This window comes from Klebsiella sp. CN_Kp106, assembly GCF_040064575.1.
Classification (GTDB): Bacteria; Pseudomonadota; Gammaproteobacteria; order Enterobacterales; family Enterobacteriaceae; genus Klebsiella; species Klebsiella michiganensis.
In genome coordinates this window covers 305461-324942 of the sequence record NZ_JBEAIG010000071.1, presented here as the reverse complement: position 1 = coordinate 324942, position 19482 = coordinate 305461, and the positions used below count along the sequence as shown (strand labels likewise).

17 protein-coding genes are annotated in these 19482 nt (G+C 43.3%); 6 read left to right on the top strand and 11 right to left on the bottom strand.

Annotation, left to right across the window (positions count from 1 at the left end; all coding sequences use genetic code 11):
• Positions 1-223: 223 nt before the first annotated feature.
• Entirely contained in the window at positions 224-2179 is a 1956-nt protein-coding gene (locus ABLU96_RS28360) for a hypothetical protein (RefSeq protein ID WP_064405695.1), read from the bottom strand.
• Positions 2180-2432: 253 nt separating this feature from the next.
• Between ABLU96_RS28360 and ABLU96_RS28355 the strand changes: the two genes are divergently transcribed.
• From ABLU96_RS28355 to ABLU96_RS28340, 4 genes are all read left to right on the top strand, one after another.
• On the top strand, positions 2433-2639 hold the full coding sequence (locus ABLU96_RS28355) for a helix-turn-helix domain-containing protein (protein ID WP_074189026.1): 207 nt from the start codon (positions 2433-2435) through the stop codon (positions 2637-2639).
• A gap of 260 nt (positions 2640-2899) precedes the next feature.
• Positions 2900-3157 (top strand): hypothetical protein, encoded by a 258-nt coding sequence (locus ABLU96_RS28350; protein ID WP_064405693.1) that lies wholly within the window; start codon positions 2900-2902, stop codon positions 3155-3157.
• Positions 3158-3490: a type II toxin-antitoxin system PemK/MazF family toxin gene (locus ABLU96_RS28345; RefSeq protein ID WP_008804165.1), complete on the top strand. Its 333-nt coding sequence runs from the start codon at positions 3158-3160 to the stop codon at positions 3488-3490.
• Positions 3491-4178: 688 nt separating this feature from the next.
• Entirely contained in the window at positions 4179-5069 is an 891-nt protein-coding gene (locus ABLU96_RS28340; protein ID WP_348863087.1) for a DUF4231 domain-containing protein, read from the top strand.
• A 146-nt stretch (positions 5070-5215) separates the two neighbouring features.
• On the opposite strand, the gene ABLU96_RS28335 is transcribed toward ABLU96_RS28340, so the two are convergent.
• Together ABLU96_RS28335 and ABLU96_RS28330 are read right to left on the bottom strand one after the other, a co-directional pair.
• Positions 5216-5620, bottom strand: a complete 405-nt coding sequence (locus ABLU96_RS28335) for a TIR domain-containing protein (protein ID WP_348863084.1) — start codon at positions 5618-5620, stop codon at positions 5216-5218.
• A 132-nt stretch (positions 5621-5752) separates the two neighbouring features.
• On the bottom strand, positions 5753-8083 hold the full coding sequence (locus tag ABLU96_RS28330) for a hypothetical protein (protein WP_112216948.1): 2331 nt from the start codon (positions 8081-8083) through the stop codon (positions 5753-5755).
• A 339-nt stretch (positions 8084-8422) separates the two neighbouring features.
• On the opposite strand from ABLU96_RS28330, the gene ABLU96_RS28325 reads away from it, so the two are divergent.
• The gene (locus ABLU96_RS28325) at positions 8423-9676 is read left to right on the top strand and encodes a tetratricopeptide repeat-containing protein (protein WP_348863082.1); all 1254 of its coding nucleotides are present in this window, start codon (positions 8423-8425) and stop codon (positions 9674-9676) included.
• A gap of 356 nt (positions 9677-10032) precedes the next feature.
• On the opposite strand, the gene ABLU96_RS28320 is transcribed toward ABLU96_RS28325, so the two are convergent.
• The 5 genes from ABLU96_RS28320 to ABLU96_RS28300 all read right to left on the bottom strand — a co-directional run bounded on the left by ABLU96_RS28320 (position 10033) and on the right by ABLU96_RS28300 (position 14398).
• A complete protein-coding gene (locus ABLU96_RS28320) occupies positions 10033-10500 on the bottom strand; it encodes a TIR domain-containing protein (RefSeq protein WP_112216934.1) in 468 nt (155 codons plus the stop codon).
• Positions 10490-11092: a 7-cyano-7-deazaguanine synthase gene (locus tag ABLU96_RS28315; protein WP_136157000.1), complete on the bottom strand. Its 603-nt coding sequence runs from the start codon at positions 11090-11092 to the stop codon at positions 10490-10492. The genes ABLU96_RS28320 and ABLU96_RS28315 overlap by 11 nt, the downstream gene beginning before the upstream one ends.
• Entirely contained in the window at positions 11089-11787 is a 699-nt protein-coding gene (locus tag ABLU96_RS28310) for a DNA lyase (RefSeq protein ID WP_053142386.1), read from the bottom strand. Before ABLU96_RS28310 ends, ABLU96_RS28315 begins: the two co-directional genes overlap by 4 nt.
• Positions 11784-13166, bottom strand: coding sequence for a toll/interleukin-1 receptor domain-containing protein (locus ABLU96_RS28305; RefSeq protein WP_136156998.1), 1383 nt, complete (start codon positions 13164-13166; stop codon positions 11784-11786). Before ABLU96_RS28305 ends, ABLU96_RS28310 begins: the two co-directional genes overlap by 4 nt.
• A gap of 71 nt (positions 13167-13237) precedes the next feature.
• A complete protein-coding gene (locus tag ABLU96_RS28300) occupies positions 13238-14398 on the bottom strand; it encodes a carbohydrate kinase family protein (RefSeq protein ID WP_112216932.1) in 1161 nt (386 codons plus the stop codon).
• A 483-nt stretch (positions 14399-14881) separates the two neighbouring features.
• Here ABLU96_RS28300 and ABLU96_RS28295 point away from each other — a divergent pair, with 483 nt between their 5' ends.
• Positions 14882-15826 (top strand): zincin-like metallopeptidase domain-containing protein, encoded by a 945-nt coding sequence (locus tag ABLU96_RS28295; protein WP_348863079.1) that lies wholly within the window; start codon positions 14882-14884, stop codon positions 15824-15826.
• Positions 15827-15988: 162 nt separating this feature from the next.
• Here the strand turns inward: ABLU96_RS28295 and ABLU96_RS28290 are convergent, their stop codons facing one another.
• From ABLU96_RS28290 to ABLU96_RS28280, 3 genes are all read right to left on the bottom strand, one after another.
• Positions 15989-16276, bottom strand: a complete 288-nt coding sequence (locus tag ABLU96_RS28290) for a hypothetical protein (protein ID WP_136156996.1) — start codon at positions 16274-16276, stop codon at positions 15989-15991.
• A 107-nt stretch (positions 16277-16383) separates the two neighbouring features.
• Complete coding sequence (gene mobC, locus ABLU96_RS28285) at positions 16384-17130, bottom strand: MobC family replication-relaxation protein (protein WP_136156995.1); 747 nt, start codon at positions 17128-17130, stop codon at positions 16384-16386.
• Between the two features lie 13 nt (positions 17131-17143).
• Complete coding sequence (locus ABLU96_RS28280) at positions 17144-19015, bottom strand: type IV secretion system DNA-binding domain-containing protein (protein WP_348863077.1); 1872 nt, start codon at positions 19013-19015, stop codon at positions 17144-17146.
• Positions 19016-19482: the final 467 nt, after the last annotated feature.

The following is a 19482-nucleotide window of genomic DNA, read 5'->3' as shown; positions in this document are numbered from 1 at the left end:
CAGACAAGTTTCACCTTCATATAATGAATGCAGTGCTGAGGCACTATTCTACCTGTTCTTGGTACTCATTTTACGGATAGTTTGTTAATAAAACAAAAAGATAAAAAAATATTTGAATAGCAGGTAGCATTGTTTGCTACCTGCTATTCAGAAAACCAATCGTTGCTGAATGCATAATCGAGTAACACAAAACCACAAGATAGTGGTCTATTGACAGGCTAGCCTATAACCGCTTCTGACAACGCCGCAAAAAACGTCCCTCCGACACCTTATCCACAAAGGGGCGCAACAATGTCGCAACCTTAATCGCTTCCACTTCGTTAATATGGCAGTCACCGTCGCCAAATAGTGCCATCATGCCGCGAAACAGATAGTCATACAGTGACGAATTGCTTTCATAAACCGTACTTTCCCTCCGATACTTTTGCAATGCTGTTACCACAGACTCTCGCTCCTCCTGCGAAGCACCGACGCTACTGCGGATATAGCCCCAGTAATTGACGGTTGTTTTGTTCAATAAAAAGAGAAAGGCATCGCAAAGTTGCTCAAATTCACTTGCCTTAAAGTACACCTGGCGAGTGTAGATATTAAAAAAATGTTGTAGTTCAGTCAGCAACGCCAGCAGACTCTGTTTGCTATCTACCTGTTCAACAGAGATATTACTTTCCGGTTGGTAGTTGGAATAAATATCATCGGATGTACAGGAGATATGGCGGGGTGCGCGAAATGGCAGTCGTTGCCAGCCCCTGCGTTCTGGAAAGTAATTAGCACAGTACCAGCTATCTGCCGCAGGGATTAATTTCTCAATCAGCCATCGATATGTCGTCAGCGCATCCCAGTAATTACGAGGCCCGATGGCGTCCTCTTCCATATTATTGATATCGTAGCGACTGGGAGGTTGCCAGATTAGCGCCACGCGATGATTAGTAAGGCGATTAAAATTAGGGTCGCGGCTGGCTAATAGTGTGACGTGATGTCCTTCGTTCATTACTTCGTCTTTATAACGGGTAAAGACCATAATGCGTTCACGGGCAGGATTAAATATCGACCACTCGCCTTCGGTATCCAGATAGTCATGATGTTGACAAAAGGTGCTGATGCGACCCCATAGCCAGTAAGGAATGGTAATGAGATGAATATTATCACCGGGTGGTGTACTGTTCGAGAAATCAACAGTGCGACAAATCCGGTCAATCTCTTCCATGCGCTGTTTATAGCCCCTCCAGAACTTATCAAAAGCATCACAGAGAGAGCGGGTTTCATTTAGGGTTAGTACAAGGCGGCAGTTACCGATATCGCAATAATAATTTTCGCCATGATGTTCTTTTAAAATCCACGGTCTTACTCCCGCCTCCGGTGGACTACCTGCCCCTTCGAAGGCCGAATTTAGCAGGTCATTCTGACTCATCGTCAGCAAAACATGGCTATAGCGGCCATTACGAAAATCAATAAAACAGGAGAGGGGATTCCCTTTTAGATTAGGTAAAAACGCCTGAATAAACACATGATCGTTCTGAAGTGTATAGGTATCAACAGTAATGTGTTCATATGGATGCGTGTAATTTCGCCAGGCATAAGATTCGTTATAGTCCCACACGCCATAGTCTTTGATATTTAACAGTGCTCGCTCGCCATAAAAAAGAGATACCCAGCTCTCGTGACAAAATCGATACAACAGATCTGGACAATACAGATTTTTCAGCCAGTCGTGGATCAATTCCGTATCAAGCAGACGATGTACTATATTCAGTTCCTTAAAGATAGCCTCTTGTTTTTTGTATTCCGCTATTAATTTTGCCGACGCTTTCTCACTGAGGAAAATGTAAAACTCATTGATATTCACCTGCCATTTTTCCCGGTGTTCACTAAAACGACGAACAGTAGAGATATAGTGACTGTTTGTGAATTTTTTACAACGTTTAACTTCGTATAACGAATAAACATCCTGATTGCCGTGTTGGCGATGCGTAACAATATCCGCCCCAAATTGTGATTGACCGGAAATACCAATGGTCATGGCATCAACTATCTCGCCGTTTTCAATTTTCAGCCGTTTTTTGATGAGCTCACAACAAAATAGCGAAAATGTTTTCGGTTCCATAAATTCAAGTGGTAAATAAGCATCTGCTTTCCCTACTGGTGGCCCCAGCTTTACAATCTGTTGTTCTGTAATATTCAACGGATTCCCTCCGAAAAATTGGTGAAGATGATACTTTAGCGACCAATGCTTATATTTATAACAATCTGCGAACAGTATTTCACCACTTCCTATTGCTGTTTTTGTCCGAAATTGAAATCTTTTACCCGTTCCTGTAAATTGAGGTGCCGGTATTGGAATCCCTAGAAATGTTAGTTACTGTGGAAATGAAAGCCCCGCGCTGGCGATCTACTGCCTGAAGAGTGAAGTTTATTGACGCGGTATAGCTCAAAGTATGATGCAGTCTGACCGGAATCCTGTCGACATCATAGGTGGGCTGAAAAACGGGGCACTTTACTGTCAGCGCTTTTGCGACAGGCAGGTCCTGGTGTCCTCCATGCTGGCTAGTACGCTTACCCACCGCTGGCCCAATAGCGAAAGATTGATTGCTGAAGCGTTCGACTTCGAGCCTGGAAAAATCAGGCCTTCACGCTACCGCTGATGCTCCTCCGAAGCAGCTCCGATCCGGAAGCCGCCTCGCATTTCGTTTACCTGAACCGCCATAATCCTTTAAACCGCAAAAACAGTTTTCTATTATCAGCCTTCTTAGTTACGCGTTTCGTTCCCACCTGTACTGTCCTCCGATGGATAACGGCTTTCTTCACGCTTTATTACGCAAAGGAAATCTCCATGAATCTGATGAATAATTGTGCATATCCTGACATGGATGTTATATTAAAATATAATATTCGGAGGTGCTCTATGTATACCACTCGCCTGAAAAAGGTCGGCGGATCCATCATGTTGGCGGTTCCTCCCGCCGTGCTCAAAACGCTGGAGCTGTCGATGGACAGCGAAGTCGGCATGACCATTAATAATGGCTGCCTGATTATTGAACCCCAGAAACGGCCTCATTATTCTCTTGAGGAGCTGCTGGCGCAGTGCGATCCGCACGCCGAAATGAGCGAAGAGGATCGGGAATGGATTGATGCTCCTGCGGTGGGCAAGGAGATCCTGTAGATGGACAGAGGGGAAATCTGGCTCGTTTCACTGGATCCGATTGCTGGCCACGAGCAAAGTGGAAAACGTCCGGTACTTATCGTATCGAAGGCATCGTTTAACAAGCTGACCCGGCTACCGGTCGTGGTTCCCGTCACCAGCGGCGGAAACTTTGCACGTACAGCAGGCTTCACGGTTTCACTGGAAGAGGCGGGGACCAAAACAACAGGCGTTATTCGCTGCGACCAGCCCAGAACCATTGATATGGCGGCCCGGAACGGCAAGCGTCTGGAACGCATACCTGACGCCGTTGTCAATGAAGTGCTTGCCAGGCTGGATGCGATTCTCAGTTAACGTCAGCGACGCAAAAAAGCAAAAAGCCTGCTCGAAAGCAGGCTTTTTAAATGTGGCTCCTCTGACTGGGATCGCCTTTGCCAGTAACTGGCTAAAAAACAAGCTAAATCAGAAATCCTTTTCTGTCAAGACCACCAGAATGACCACCTTTCATTGAAGGTTTGCTAGAAGGAATAGTTGTGTTACTAAAGTAGGGAATATAATAACCTTGGTGACTATAGGCAAATGCTGTCCCTTGCTCTGCAACATCTTCAACGATTTCATGAATGAAAGTTACGGTGTGGGGGCTGCCCATTCTTTTGCATCTGCACGACTACCATAAACGCATCACGTTTGAAGTTTCATTAGCATCATAGAAAAGGTCAGTAAATTCACCGTTAACTTACTGTGTAATATATATTTTTTTCCATGCGCTGGCACTTCCAGTTTGTGGCGCGTTAGTTGCCAAGAGATTGGATTGTCCGTGGATTTGGGAGCAAGTTTTGCTATCCTAAAAAGTTGAGAAGATAAATGCGATTATTCGATAGAGAAGGTGCCATTCCGGATGGCCGTCTTGTATAATCATGTTTTTCCTAGGGAATGGATTTGTATTTGTACATACATTCTAAGAATGTGTTTGTGCTGAAAAAATATTAATGAAAATGAGATTTGCTAGAGAGATGGTTTTCTATAAAAAAGGGGGTGTGGTGTGAAAATTAAATATCCTAGTCTTTATGATATAACTAATAAGAGATCTGAAAACAATCAAAGATATTACTTTGCTGCTCTTAGAGTTGAATATTTATTATTGATATTTAGTGCTGTTAATGCTTTTCTGGAGTATGATTACAAATATTACACTGCATTGTTTTTATTCACCATGCTAATGTTGATGGTAGCATTTAAACTTAAAAGTAAATTTGAAAGAGAGTGGTATAAATATAGAGCGGTAACTGAGTCAATTAAAACTATCTCGTGGAAGTTCTCCATGAAATCAGAACCTTTTAACGATAAAGATGAACCAAGGAATATATCACAGCTCGCATCTTATTTAGACGGTATCGTGGGTGGTAGTGAGTTTATATCTAAAAGTATCGACTCTGTATCAGTACTTGAAAGCACGGTTTCTGATGAGATGAAAAATATCAGAAAACTTAATCTTGATGATCGTCGAGATGTATATGTTAAATATAGAATAGATGATCAGCGTGACTGGTATATAGGCAAGGCACAATCTAATAAAAACTTAAGTTTATACTGGGGAGTGGTCGTTTTTTGTATTTATCTTCTTGCTTTTTTATGTTCTCTCTATAATGCTTTTTTGACACAAAATACTGAGAGTTTAATACCAATAAGTGTAGTAACAACGATAGCATCGGCTCTCGTTGGCTGGGTCCAGGTTAAAAGATATAGTGAACTCTCTGCATCATATTTTTTAACTGCACATGAGATTGGTATAATTAAAGAACAATCATCATATATTTCTGGAGAAAATGATTTCTCTGAATTTGTAAGAGACGCTGAAACAGCATTTTCTAGGGAGCATACGCAATGGCTCGCTAGAAGAGTAGCAAATAGGCAAGCCCCAATAAAACATTAGCCAAGTAATTAATTGTTAATTATTATTCTCTGATGATTAGTCAATTAATGAGTTAAAGATGAGGTTGTGACAAGGTTAATGGTATATTTTACCCCCCTTGTTTTGGGGGGTATAAAATAAATGATGCGTTAATAATTCATTCCATTTTAAATGGAGTTGTTTCTAATCGCGGAAATTATACTTTCTGTATTCCATCTGACAACCTCAATAGCCCTAGATGAAACAGTTGCTGATATCCTCAACGCTCCTCGAGGAACAACTCCAATAATAGGTATGTTATTGTCAAATGCTGTTTGTAATTCCCATTCCATCCAGTCGCTATGGGATGCATACATACCAGCAAGGCCTATAATTATATTTGATTCTAAAATTTTCTTTTTAAGAACCGTTTTTATATAGGGTGCACTGATAGAATTTATCGGTTTATCTCGACTAACTTCTGAATACTCAGCTTTAAAGTATGCACGGGCATCGATAAGTCTTCTTAAATCTTCTAGTTCGCTATGATATGACCAAGCATGACTAATGAATACGTTATATTCCTTCGACATTTTATGACCTATGTGTACTGTGGTTTTTTCACTTATACTACTACATACAATAAAATATTGGCTATATTAATCTTATTGCTAATGAATTATTTTTCTGGAGATAGCATGTAACCTTATGTATTTTATGTGAATTTATTTGTTTATCATTAATCCTGGCCAAAATGCTTGATTAATTACCAAGCTAACTGTCTGAGTCGAGTTTCTTTTTACACCATCCATTAGTGCCTTGTTGTAGCTGAAGTCATAAATGAACTTAGGTTCATCTGAATTAATTCGAATACCTAAAAACCCATACCAAAGTAGCAAGTCTAATACACGAGCAGCACCATCATGCTCAATACCTGATTGCTTTAGTTTATTCATTACTTCTATTTCTGACAATTCACTTTCGCAGGCGATAAAAGCGTACAATGCACCGTCGGTTTCAGAAGAAATATCACGAAGTTCGTAGCCAATATCACGTAAAAGATCTGCAGAATAAGCATTTATACCTTTTTCTATATCACTTGCTTCTATAATTTCATGATTTAGATTGATAGCGAAGCTTTTACAATGGTTAATAAGATTGAGTAAAAAACGCGGCCTCATTAAAGAACGTTCAATCAGAAATTGAGAAGTTTCTTCGCCCATATAATGGCTAACAAAAAGTCGTAGCCACGCAGATTTGAAGTCCATATCTTCATCTAGTCCATTTGATACAATTCGCAAGCGAATAAGTTCACGTAGCAAATCGCCATCAGTCCAATCAAGAATGACGCTAGCTTCTTTGCCTCGATCAGATGTCTCCCTTACCAGTAGTTCGTAGACATCATTGCGCAGAAATACCACCGACCGAATTTTGAGATCTGGACTACTAAACTGACGTTCAATCTTTCGAGTAGCATCTATTAAGGCCCTAATCATTAATAAGTCTTCATGCTTCAATCCTGAGGTAGGCCAACCATTGTCAATGTTATCGAATAACAGCCATAAAATCTGTTTGTTATTTAAGTAGCGTCCCAGCATTTGTTTCAGGTTTTTAACATCGTGTTTATATAGAAGCTCAGTGACTTGGGATGAACTTAGGTTAACACTTTCTTCTGAACCATATTTTGATTGGTATTCAGAGTAAATTTTTTCCATCAGCATTGACATGCGTTCAGAAAAATCACCCTCATAATCATAACCTTCAACATAATATAAATCGGATAGCTCACGATAGCCTTCGTATAGAAGGTGATCATGAATATGGCGTTGTCTATCTTTTTCCAAGATTTTGTAACATATCTCTAAGAGAAGCACGTATTCCCAAAATGCCGTAATTGTATGCTGATACGTACCTTCAGCTAAAAACTGAAGGATTCTTTCTTTAAATTTTATAAGTTTGTAACCATCTGGCTTCAGATCTAAAACAATATTTTTGTTACGATTCTTGTCGCGTTCTGCATCCCTAATTTGAAGGAAAATTGCCGACTTGCCGGAACCTTTACGTCCCACAACCAAATGAGCTTCACCCCGTAGGGACTTAAGAAACTGATCCGTTTCTAAATAATAGCGCTCAAGATCGCGCATTTCATTTTCAGCGGAAGTAGCACCGAGATTAACCTTTTTTATAAAGGAACGCTCGACCTTCGTATCGGATGCTTCGAGTTGCTGAAATGCTTGAGTAACCTTTGAGGCGAACACTTCTATTGCACGATTGACGTCATCGGGGTGGTAAGTCGCTTCTACAAAATCACGATAATCAATGGGGACTGGTTCATCACCAGACTGCAAAATGCTGAGCGCTTTTCCCATGCCATCAGCCAAACCGGCAATGAAGGCTGCTCGCATGTTATGAATAGCAAAACCTGTAGAATTCGAGGATAAAAGGGGAACAACAACTCCGTATGATTTTGCTACTTGCGTAATTGCATCATGTGCAGACAGACGGGGAGACTCGTTCGGATCGAAGTTACGATACGTGAAACCAGCCTTTTTAATCCTAGAGATTATTCGCGTTGACCAGTCGGTCTTATATGGCGTATCGAGGAGATACACTGGAGCCTTAATGTTTAGCACTGCTGATGTATCAATAGCTTTCAAGACAGAAGCATTTGTTAAAAATGCGCTTAATTCAGAAGAGTTCTGATATTCCCGGTAACCTAAGGTATCGAAAATTCCCACATCAGAAATCTTCAGTCCTTGAGGTTGTAGGCTCTTATTTTTGACAAGCAATACGCGCTTCGATTTACCTATCGCATAACCTATTTCATACGTGACATTGAAATTGAGCTCACTGATGTCGGCAATCAATAAGTCCGTTGCATCAATAGCCGTTAAGACTTCATCAGAAATAAAATGCCCGACAACATCTAGAGCCATCCACGTTGAGATGGCTATCCTGCCTATGATTTTATTGCTGTTATCTACAGCCCGTTCGATAGTTTGCCCAACTTCTACGGGACTTGATGCGTAAGCGAAAAAGCCGGATAAATCCTTCATGCTTGAGATCCTACTTATAAACACCATGCGTACACCCTAGATCTTAGAGTATCGAGGGTGCATACAATGGTAAAGAGACATTTGCTAACTCCGTGCTGGTATTGTGAAGCTATCATTGGTTGTTCTATTGGCTAGGTTTCTTCCGAGATTTTTTTGGATTCTTTGATTGGTTGAAAGTAAAACCTTTTAGTGACCTTAGAAGCATTAGCGGTGGTAGAATAGAATCATCGCTGATGATGCATTGTTGCGATGTTCAAATTTTTCTAACCATTTGATATGTTTTGTTTTTATTTCTATCTTCTTAAACTGATGCTTTCGTTTCCAAAAGGAATCGCTGAGATGCAAGTATGTTTTGTCGTGATGGGTTTTGGTAAAAAAACAGATTACGAAACTGGTCGTACTCTGGATCTAAATGCTACTTACGAAACGATTATCCAGCCTGCAGTTTTGAGTCGTGGTCTACGTTGTGTTAGAGCTGATGAGATTTCGCAGTCGGGTATTATCGATGTCCAAATGTACGAAATGCTGTTGCGCGCAGATTTAGTCATTGCGGACATCTCGACAGGCAACGTAAACGCGATTTATGAACTCGGTGTGCGGCATGCTTTAAGGCCCAATTCAACTATTATAATGAATGAAGATCAAGGTAAGCTTCACTTTGATCTTAACCATGTTAGTACCTTGAGATATGCTCATTTCGGTGAGGATATCATGGGGCGTGAGGCGATAAGAGCCATGAAGGCTTTAAGTGAACTGATAGAAAGGGCGATGGCTGATCGAATTATTGACAGTCCTGTCTATACATTTCTTCCAAATCTGCTTGCCCCAAGAATGTCAGACGATCAATATGTTGAGATGGTCGATGAGGCTGAGGCTGCGCAAAAGAAACTTGCTCATCATATGTTTGAAGGCGAGAAGTTACTAAGAAAAAGTCAACATGCTTTAGCAGTTGAGCATTTCAAAGCTGCACGCGAAATGAGGCCCGAAGAGCCTGATATCCTTCAAAAACTTGCTCTAAGTATATATAAATCGCAACTTCCTGATGAGATAGCTGCATTGCATGAAGGTTTAACAGTGTTAACTCCTCTCAAACCTGCACACTCAAATGATCCAGAAACTTTGGGCATTGCCGGGGCAATAAATAAGAGACTTTGGCTTTTACAGGGGGATCGTGCTGCACTTGACTTGGCTATAAGTTATTATGGGCGGGGATATGAAGTTCGGCGAGACTATTACAACGGTGAAAATTTCGCTTTGTGCTTTGAGTATCGTGCACATGAGCAATACGAAAAAGCTGAGAAAATATATGATTTTATGAGCGCTCACAAAATACGAAAGTCAATAATAAAATCATTGACTTTGATTGAATCGTCACCGGACTTTTTTGACAGGCCAGATAAACGATGGATATTTGCGACCTTAGCTAATTGTTATTTTGCATGCCAAAATATGGATGTCGGAAATGTATATGAGCAGAAGTTTATGGGTGCAGCAATGGCTCAATGGGAAATTGACACTTATTTAGCAGCTAAAAGTGAAGTTTTGTCTATCCAAAGTGAAAAATTAATAATTTTAGGAAACGTAGAAATGTGATTTTGACCACTAGTGCTGCTTAGCTTAAATGACATATATAAAAATGTTGGAATTTGTGTGTTTTTTATCAATCACAATGTTAAAAGTTGTGGATTTATTCCAATCAAGAAAAATTTCATCTTTTGAAATTTCTAGCCTGATTTTTTAACTATGAGATTTTAAAAATCGGATGTACTCTCTATGCTAATTTGTTATTGTTTTGGATGTGAGAGAGGTTTATACAAATCATCCAAGTTTGATTTTAACTATATGAAGTTACTCGATTAAAGAGATGAATGGTTTTCATGATTATGCTCATCAAATACTGTAAATGAATCTATGGAATTTCTCAATTCCATAGATTCATAATTAATTTTTTATTTAAGTTCAGTAGATAAATTAGACCACGGTATGATTTTTATATTATTATCAGAAATCCACCTGGGTAGAACACCATCAAAATGTGTACCAGGGTGTACTGCTATAACCTTTTTCCCGAGTTCAAGGCTTTTTTCTACTTCCCATTTAACCCAGTGACTTTGCACTACCGAATCGGAAACAAAAACAACTGTCACTGATGCGCGATTAATGCGTTCACTAATCTTGCGTTTTATATACTCTGCTTGTTCACTGTTATAAGGCTCTCGGACTGAGTGATCATTAAATTCAATATCATTATTTTCATTTTTAGCCTGGGCTCGGAGAAGATTAACTTCATTCATGTCTTCAGTCGCAAAACTGATGAATACATTTCTTCTACCCTCATTAAGTGCTTCTTTAGCTTTTTGTTCGAGGGCTCTCACATCTCCAAGCCTGCTCCATCCACCTGTGCTGCTACCGCCCATTATTCATATCCTCGAACTTAAATTCATTACAAGAGATGCAGTTTCCACAAGGTTTTTCATTACCCATATGACACGAGTACGTATTTGAAATCCCTTTTTCATCTGCTAACATAACCACATCTGATTTAGTAAAAACAGAAAGGGGGGCAAGTACTTTAATTTTTCTGCCCATGCATAATGAAATCATTATTTCCGCCCTAGCAAGAAACTCTGACGTCTGATCTGGAAAGAGGCTTGTGCTTTCATGGAGTAGACCAATAGAAATAGCATCTGCATTTTTCTGATAAGCATAGGCAGCAGCTGTAAGTAAAAAAAGCAGGTTTCGCCCCGGAGTGAAGGCATCATTAATTACATGCAATGATTTGTCGGTGAGGCCAGAGTGTATTAGTTGGCCAAAGCCAGCTAAATTTGCTATTTCTGGTTCAGGCAGTCCCAATGTACTCATCGATAACTTGCACGCTGCAAGTTCCCTATCCCGAGCTCGTTGTCCATAGTCGATAAAGAGGGGGAAAATTTGCAGCCCTTCTTCCTGCGCCAATTTAGCGACCAGTGTCGAGTCAAGTCCGCCAGAAACGAGAGTAACGATGCTCATGCTAACTCCTCCTGATAATTTCTTTTCGCAACTCGCATTACAATCCAAATTGCCCAATCGAGCAGCCCGACTTGACAGTTCATTTGCTCTGCATGGTCACGTAGCTTATTTTCGTATTGGCCATATTTATTTAAACCTGAAATAGATGATTGACTGCCTGAGTAAATACCAAGCGCAGACATATAATCTAATACATGACGATCCAAAATGGCCAAGTCATAAGTTGCTCCACAATTGCGAAGAAACATGCTTGCTTGCTTTGGCCCTATACCATGAGCGTTAGCCACCAGCCATGCGCGTACGTAATATACATCGCAGCTAACCAATGAGTTTAGTGATTTCCCCGTTTGGGCAACTGCTGTGTGTGTTGCAGCTAGTTGTTCAGCTTTAGCTTTAGGAAATCGATAACTCCGTTTTTTTCCCTCAACCTCCAATGGTCTCTTAAGAACTGCATACAAAAGAGTTATCAATTCGTCACGGTTTTCGTAAGAGTTGTGAAGCAACTGCTCTTTGTCAATGATATCAGCTGCAGCGACAGCAAGAGGGTAAGGCACTTGGCTGCTGAGTATGCAGCATGAGAGTTCCCACCATAAATAGCGTTCATCAGATACCAACCCGCACTCAATTCGAGTATCTAGATCTGCACATAAGGCTTTTACGGCTCGAGATAAAGCCTCCGGTGTGTAATTATTCATGGAAAAACCTCAGGAAAAAGCTTTCTTAACTCATTGCTGAACAATCTTGTTACTCCCGTCGCGAAGGGTTCAGCATCTTTTGTCGATATCATACTACGCATAAGCTGACCAAATTCTGCGTAGTATTCCAAATTGTAGAATGCTACTTGCCCTGCATATCCAATAGTTGTTTGAGCATCGACCATGTCAAGAAAAGGCGTTCGTTCTCCACTATTTTTGAAAAAATCGAAATGTTGGAAGTGATGTAGCCGCCCCCGCCGAGGATCAATTGCAAAACGACACCACTCTAAACCATCGAATGTATCTGCACCAGCAGCAACAAGAACTGCAATGCTCCATGGATTTCCGGTACCTAACAGATGAACAGGTTGATAATATGGGAGCTCATCTAGGGATTTTCTTATTTTTTTCATTGTACTAGCCCGGGCAGCAAGTCCAGCGCCAAGTTCTCTTTCTGGTATAGCTATAACTTGAGGGTTTAGTCGCTCAGAAATACCTTTTACGATCACAGGTAATCTAGAAAGCCCAGCATCATCCTGTGAAACATGCACGATGGGTAGCATTGGTGCAGTTGTGAATTTGGAATCCCTTTTAACAGCCTTCACTATCTGCTCTATGGCTTTTTCTGGTTCGGGGTTCGGTTTTGCCACATCAAAACAAAATGCCCAATCGTGGGGTGTATCCATCAGTGCTTGTCTGTAGTGAATGGGTTTCCATTCTTTATCCTGCAATCGACGTGCTTCGTAGTTTCCAGAATCAATCAGAACGAAGCCACCTGCTTTGCGGTATGCTTTAATTTTGCTAAGCATTTCTCTTTTGTCATGGGATTTCACTAAATCATAGGCTGACACAAGGATTGATGATGTTTTATGTACTCTGAGCACTTCTAATGCATCGGAAGGTGAGAACTGAGTCTCATGAGATGAAACAGACATAAATATGTTAGGAATAAGTAAGTTACTACCTGAGGTTGCCTGCAGCCTACTAGGGGCCTTACGAGGCAATACAACTCGTGCAATTTTTCTTTGCAGTTGTAGGAAACCTGGATGAGATGCATCGCCATCCCAGTCGCGAAGGTCAATACTCGTTAAACTTCCAAAAGGATAGGGAGGATCACTTTGATCTATTGTTAACCCGATAATATTTTGAGTATGTTTTTGAGCCACTCTTAGTTCGTCGGTGACGGTCGCTTTGCGCGAAAAGTCTGAAAACAACGCCAAAACACATTTCGTCTCGGCAAGGTTTTTTTCAATAGCAGGTCTCCATTCACCAACAATATTGTCATCCCACCATACATCCCATTGTTGAGAAAGGAGTTCATGCAACCGCTGGGTTATATTAATATTCTCATGTGGATAAATTATATACACATCTGACATAAGTCAACAAAGCCTCAGATAATTTCATTTCGTTATACAACCTAATTCGCAATAATTATTAATTACATTTTTTATTGTGGAGTTGACGCTTGATAAGCATCAATTGACCAGGCGGTTAGGTACATTGCTGTAGTGAAATCATTTGTAATTAACGCGCTTTTAATCTCTGTCGTATTTGTAGTAATCCGTTCACGTAGCACGACGACAGGAATATCTTCTGCTATAGCATTGTTAATGCGATTCTTGGCGTCGATATTTAACCCATCATCTACAACCAGCACAGCATCAGCCACTATGTCCAAAGTGGAGAATGATAGTTCAGGGCAGTACACTTCCATCCCGAGCTCACTCAATGCTAAACGAGCTTCCTCAAGTACATATCGTTGACCTAATGAATCAACGGCTCCTTCTAAGCAAATTTTTGCCTGTGGAATATAGGTTACTGGCGACAATTTTGGCATTAATGTTTGGCTAAAAGTTAACTGGCGGCTGTCACAATATAGAGCGACCGACCTCGAAGCCAAATCAGCAGATTTTTCGGCTGAACAACCTCGGTAGGCCCAATGAAATGCAAATATGGCGCTAAATACATCTCCTGTACCGATCTTGAATACTTTCGAAGAGCGATATGCTGGTATATAAGTAATTTTCCCCGTTCTCTCATACACGGTTGCACCCTTTATTCCAGCTTTAACAACCACAGAATAAGCATTTTGCATCTTTATTAGCTGAGATACTGCTTCTTCTTGCTGTGCAATACCCGTTGCATGCTGTAACTCTAATTCATTTAGGACGATAGAAAGCTCATTAGCTTTAGAACCGTTATCGTAAAAGGCTTGGGGATTACGCCATGTCTGAGGGTCGTAAACAGCCCTATTAGCATGAACGACAGCATCTCCCTCCAAAAATCCGAAGCGTAACACTGCTTCTCCAGTCACATGGATTGGCCTTTGGCGTTCAATTTTTTTGATGGATGGTTCAATGTGAGGAACCGAAAGCGGATGGAAATAGGCAAAGGCAATAGATGTAGGTCGAAAATTTGTAGTTATACGGATACCTTGGCTTTTTAGTTGCGAAATAGCGCTTTCATCGGATGCAGATGCATAGGTATGTAACTCTGAATCTGAGCAAAGTGAAGCTATAGCCATAGCCGCACGGCCACCAGACCCGAAGGTCATATCCCAGAAGGGACTCTCACAGAGTTCACGATAAAGACCGCCAGCTATTTGCATCACCTGACTCCAATTTGAGGGAGCGAATAACAACAATAACCGTAAGAAAATTAATTAATTAATTGTTGTCATTACTTTTTGAACGACTAGAAACCAATTGTAAATCTATATTACTGAGAATATAAAAAAAACCAATACTTTTATGATGCTTCTTTAAACAAAAAAGTGATTCAACAGAACACTTGAGATGGATGGTCTCTATGTTTCCGGATCTCGGATCGTATACATCCCATCCTCAAAATAATAAGCCGAATTATCAACACCATGAAGCAAGCTGCGTTACAACACTGGTAGAAGGCAGCAGGTCCTCTCCTACGTGCTTTCCCTTTTCATATCTGCTTCCGTTAAATCGTTTCCCAACACAACCCGTCCCGCAAGGGTAAATGGCACGCATTCTGCGCCCTTGCGTGCAGGAACGATGCCGGGAAAGCGAACCGTCAGGCGATACGAAGACGAAAATCACACCACTGACGGAGAAAAACCATGACTATTTCCCTGCATACCCAAACTAGCGCCCCTAACACCGCAATGGCGACCAGCGTATCCCCGCTGGAGCAGTCAGGCTCCTCAAAAACGAAATTTTCTCAAACCAGAACAGATTTTTATCAGACCGTCACCGATAACATCATTGCAGCGCTTGAAGCCGGTGTAAAACCGTGGTCTTGCCCATGGCAGCGCGTACCGGGCATGTCAGGATTACCTTCAAATTATGCGACTGGTGCTGCTTACAGCGGGATGAATATCATGTTGTTGTGGAGCAGTGCGTCAGAACAGGGATTCAAGGATTCACGCTGGATGACTTACAAACAGGCGCAAGCGGAAGGCGGGCAGGTGCGTAAAGGGGAACACGGCACTACCGCCATTTTCTATACCACACTGGAAAAGGAAAATGACGACGGAGAAACTGACTATATCCCGATGCTGAAGACGTTCACCGTGTTTAATGTTGAGCAAATTGATGGTTTGCCTCTGAGGGACGAAGCCGTTTTCCCGGCAGAGACCTTTGAGTCGTTACCGCGTGTGGAAGCACTTTTCCGTAACAGTGGTGCAACCATCATTGAGAAGGGACAAAACGCCTTTTTTGCACCGTCAACTGACGAAATCCATTTACCGGAACGTCGTCTTTTTAGCGATGCTGCCAATTTCTACGCCACCGGACTGCATGAACTGGTGCACTGGAGTGGTGGTAAAAGCCGTCTGAATCGAGAAATGAAAGGGAAGTTTGGCAGTGAGGATTATGCTTTTGAGGAGTTGATCGCCGAGCTTGGAAGCGCGTTCCTGATGGCGGACCTGGGGATTGTCGGAGAGGTTCAGCATGAAAGTTATATTGCTTCCTGGCTGAAAGCACTGAAGAACGACAAACGCTATATTTTCAAGGCCGCCAGCGCGGCATCCAAAGCGCATCGTTATTTGATGGATAAAATCTGAGCAGGAAGGAGTCGCAACGGAATGCGGCTTTGCGTGTAGGGCCGCTTAAAACAGTAACGCTGTAGAGACACGAGTGAGGCGGAGCGCAGCCAGGCGAGCACCGAACAGTCATGTCTCTACAGTGGAATAAAGCAAGTCACACGGACAGGGCTGAATGGGCAGCTATTCTCGGTTACCAGCAACTGCCTGAAGCGCAAGTAGCCGCTGTTCCAGGCTATCCAGTCTTTCTTCGAGATCATGGCTCTGTTGCTCAATATCTTCCAGCGTTTCTGACAGAACATCACGTAGCAGCACAAAATTAGCATGTAGGGCATACACAAAATCGTGGCCGCGAACCAGTAATGCTTCGCGCGGTAAGTCGTGCAATGCGGAATGCGTCATCCACGTGACCAGCGCTTTGGCGCTCATTTCAGTCAGTACGTCAGCAAGTCGGTCAGTTTCTCTGTTCATTCTGGAGTCCTGTCTGTTCTGATGTTGTGTGAGTATTTCGAGAGGTATTATTTCAGGTCGTTGCGCTGCGGGTTGGGTGGGTTGGAACTGTAAGTGATAGAGAAGAACTATATGCCGTGGTCTACATCGAGCCGTTGCAGCTCGTCGAGCGTGTAGATGCGGAATACATTCCGGTGGCGGGGTTCCAGCGGAATGTGTTGATGGTTAACGATCACGTGCCTGATACTCTCAAACAGCCGTTCAAGACCGCGCTTTTTCTGCGGGTCCGGCACGATATAAAAAACGTAAATCCAGTCTTTACGGGTTCGGGCAAGCAAATGACTGGCGATGATCGACTGATAACGGGCTTTGGTTTTCAGACGGCGCTCGGTCTCAATGGCGATCACGGTGCCACCGGGCAGCGTAATCAGTCCGTCCGGGCGATGGCTGGTCTGATAACGACTGAGGAAGGTTGTGCGATCGCCGTTTATCCATCCGGATGCGCCTTTTTGCTCAAGAATGATACGGGCGGTCTGATTATCAAGGTGGTGCTCCAGCGTCCAGCCGGTAATTTTTGACGGCTCAAACCGTGCCGGAAAAAGTGTATCGTCGGGGGTTAACACTACGGCCAGTCCGTCACTGGTTATGCCCCACAATGAAATTTTCATCGTGCGCGATACCAGGACATGTTTTTGTATTAAGCCCATACCCTCGACTTTTGAAAGAAGGGAATATAGCGATTTATGGTCTCTGAAGCCGAACAGCAGCATCAGCGTTTTAAAGTCACTGTACGTTTCTTCTTTCAGGAAATTCAGCAGTCGTTGTATTTTTTCGCGGTGCCGCGTCTGGCGTTCGCGGTATGCGGTGATAAGCATCATTCCCCCCTTTTTAAAAATCCAGCAATGGCGGGTTTTCCTCTTTATCGGCATTCGGTGTTGTTGTGTCTTTTTCGTCCGTATCAAAAAAAAGATCGGGCCGCGTTGTGGTGATATCCGGCGTTGATGCCGGTCCGGGGGCGATTTCCTCCTCGCTAAAATCCAGGGTGATGTTTACCGTTGTGGCGGTGGCGGCAATCGCGGGCGACACGGCACAGATCTCCAGTTCGCGTTTTTTCACCCTGATGGGCGAAATCAGAGAAGCAGAGGGGAGAGTTTTTGTCGTGAAGATGAAGCTGACAAAATCGGGTAGGTTCAGGATCATATTGCTGTCGGTAAAGAAACGCTCGGCCTGCCTGATGGTGCGTTCACTGTCGATAGTCTCTGTCAGCACGGCGTCGGTTTTCGCTTTGCGGACCTCATCATCGACTAATATAGTACCGGACATTCTGGCCACCCATTCAGCGGTGTCCGGATCCATGACACGATAAACCAGTTTGAATTTGGCGTTCTCAACGACAGCGCCGACAACGGCGTCACCTTTCAAATCTGCCGGGCAGTCTTTTAAATCGGCAATAGACTGATGGTCCATAATAATATGCACGCCTTTATCGCGCGCCGCGCCTAAGCCTTCCAGCGCGGGCCTGGATAAATGGTATTTCAGTTCGGAAAGATAAATAGCAATGGGGCGGGGCACGTATTTCACCCGCTCGCGCCTTTCTGCCAGCTGGTACAGGCGAACCAGCAGCATACGCTGAGCGGTAATGATTTTGCTGTTGCGCATTGAGCCAATCACATAACAGCAACCGCCTTCCTCAAATATCTTATTAAGCGAAAATCCGGTGGGGGCATTAATGGCATTGAGCAAGGCCAGCTCTTCAATCTTTCCGAAAAAGGCTTTTATCTTATCTGCAATACCCTGAACGTAGTCACCGTTATACACATCTCGAATGGTTGAGGCAGTATTATGGGTGACAAACTGCGCGGCTATTCGGGCCGCTTTCCGGTCATCAATGCGATAAAAGTCAGATTCCTGACCTTTCTCTGCGAGACTGAAACCAGCAACAAAAAGTTCTTCCAGTTCATCGGCGGTGATTTCTTCAATCAGGTTTAACTGGTATTGGGTTTTTCGCAGGTCAATCAGGGCAAAAGGTTTACCGGCATCCTCGCAGGCTTTCCGGTAAAGGTGGGGTGCCCATTCATCATCCTTGGGGTCCATCACAAATACGCCTTCACCAGCCAGAATGCTTTGATATAGTAATATTCCAGTGGCAACACCCTTACCGGCGCCGGTGGTGCCGATAATATCCGCGTGTTGTTTTTGCCAGTCTTTTAACGGCAAATACATCGGCTGAATATCTCGGTCAATGCCGATAAATAACCCTTTGTTCAGGTCGATATAATCCAGCGGGTCATAATGCAGCGTTTCCGGCAGCAGTGATTTCACCGTACGGACATCGGTGCGTAATTCCCGTTCAAGCGTGGTTTTTCTGACGAGACGTTTCTTTATTTTATCTAATTCAGGTGTTAATACCCTGCGCAGCAGAATATGCAAAATAAAACCCGTTACGGTAAAGGTAATCAGCACCGGCCATGCCAGAACAGGAATGCTGGCGACTACCCGCCCTTGATAAAGCCACTGGAAAATCCAGATAAGTACCGGCCCCATCGTACCGGAAAGAAAACACAGCAGGGAAAAAGCAATAATCAGCTTTTGCCACAACGGGGCTTTTTGCCGTTCATCGCTTTTCATCGACGCGAAAAACGGCATCGTCAGCCCCGATAACAGCGCCAGCATCAGCTGATGCTGTTGCATAAAAGCCATGAAGCTCAGTGCGCCATTCACTATCGGCGACAGTGAAACGGCCAGCTTATTCAAAATCACGATGCCTCCTTCGTCAGCAGTTCGCCCCATGACATCGCCCCATCAATTCGCCCCACCGTGTCGGGCGAAAAGGCGGGGCGAGCGTATGGGATAAAGAAGGTGGCCGCTATGCGGCCATGTGCAGGAAAGCATGCTTCCCTGCTCGAAACGGCCTGCGCCAGTACATGCGGGCTGGACGCCCTTATGTAATGTCACATGGGGGTAATGTCGCGGCTGGACGCCGCGCCAAAACCCCCAACGTCAACGGCGGCACACCGTCGCCCGCTACGCGCGACCACCCCCTTTAAGACGGTCGCTTTCGCCTTTTTCTTCCCTTTGCTCGTTCCTCGCAGCGGGAATAAAAGGGAAGCTGACCTTTAAAGAGGGTGGTCGCGCCACGCTACCGGCTTTTGGCCGGAGACTTAGCCGCGACGGTGTGCGGGGCGATGCCCCCCAAATAAACCGCTGTCGTGGGCGACAGCTTTTCG

Coding starts and splice junctions, on each gene's coding strand:
- ABLU96_RS28355 (WP_074189026.1), top strand. CDS start 2,433: ATGATGCAGTCTGACCGGAATCCTGTCGACATCATAGGTGGGCTGAAA.
- ABLU96_RS28290 (WP_136156996.1), bottom strand. CDS start 16,276: ATGAACAGAGAAACTGACCGACTTGCTGACGTACTGACTGAAATGAGC.
- ABLU96_RS28300 (WP_112216932.1), bottom strand. CDS start 14,398: ATGCAAATAGCTGGCGGTCTTTATCGTGAACTCTGTGAGAGTCCCTTC.
- ABLU96_RS28315 (WP_136157000.1), bottom strand. CDS start 11,092: ATGAGCATCGTTACTCTCGTTTCTGGCGGACTTGACTCGACACTGGTC.
- ABLU96_RS28330 (WP_112216948.1), bottom strand. CDS start 8,083: ATGAAGGATTTATCCGGCTTTTTCGCTTACGCATCAAGTCCCGTAGAA.
- ABLU96_RS28295 (WP_348863079.1), top strand. CDS start 14,882: ATGACTATTTCCCTGCATACCCAAACTAGCGCCCCTAACACCGCAATG.
- ABLU96_RS28310 (WP_053142386.1), bottom strand. CDS start 11,787: ATGAATAATTACACACCGGAGGCTTTATCTCGAGCCGTAAAAGCCTTA.
- ABLU96_RS28325 (WP_348863082.1), top strand. CDS start 8,423: ATGCAAGTATGTTTTGTCGTGATGGGTTTTGGTAAAAAAACAGATTAC.
- ABLU96_RS28350 (WP_064405693.1), top strand. CDS start 2,900: ATGTATACCACTCGCCTGAAAAAGGTCGGCGGATCCATCATGTTGGCG.
- ABLU96_RS28345 (WP_008804165.1), top strand. CDS start 3,158: ATGGACAGAGGGGAAATCTGGCTCGTTTCACTGGATCCGATTGCTGGC.
- ABLU96_RS28335 (WP_348863084.1), bottom strand. CDS start 5,620: ATGTCGAAGGAATATAACGTATTCATTAGTCATGCTTGGTCATATCAT.
- mobC (WP_136156995.1), bottom strand. CDS start 17,130: ATGCTTATCACCGCATACCGCGAACGCCAGACGCGGCACCGCGAAAAA.
- ABLU96_RS28320 (WP_112216934.1), bottom strand. CDS start 10,500: ATGGGCGGTAGCAGCACAGGTGGATGGAGCAGGCTTGGAGATGTGAGA.
- ABLU96_RS28305 (WP_136156998.1), bottom strand. CDS start 13,166: ATGTCAGATGTGTATATAATTTATCCACATGAGAATATTAATATAACC.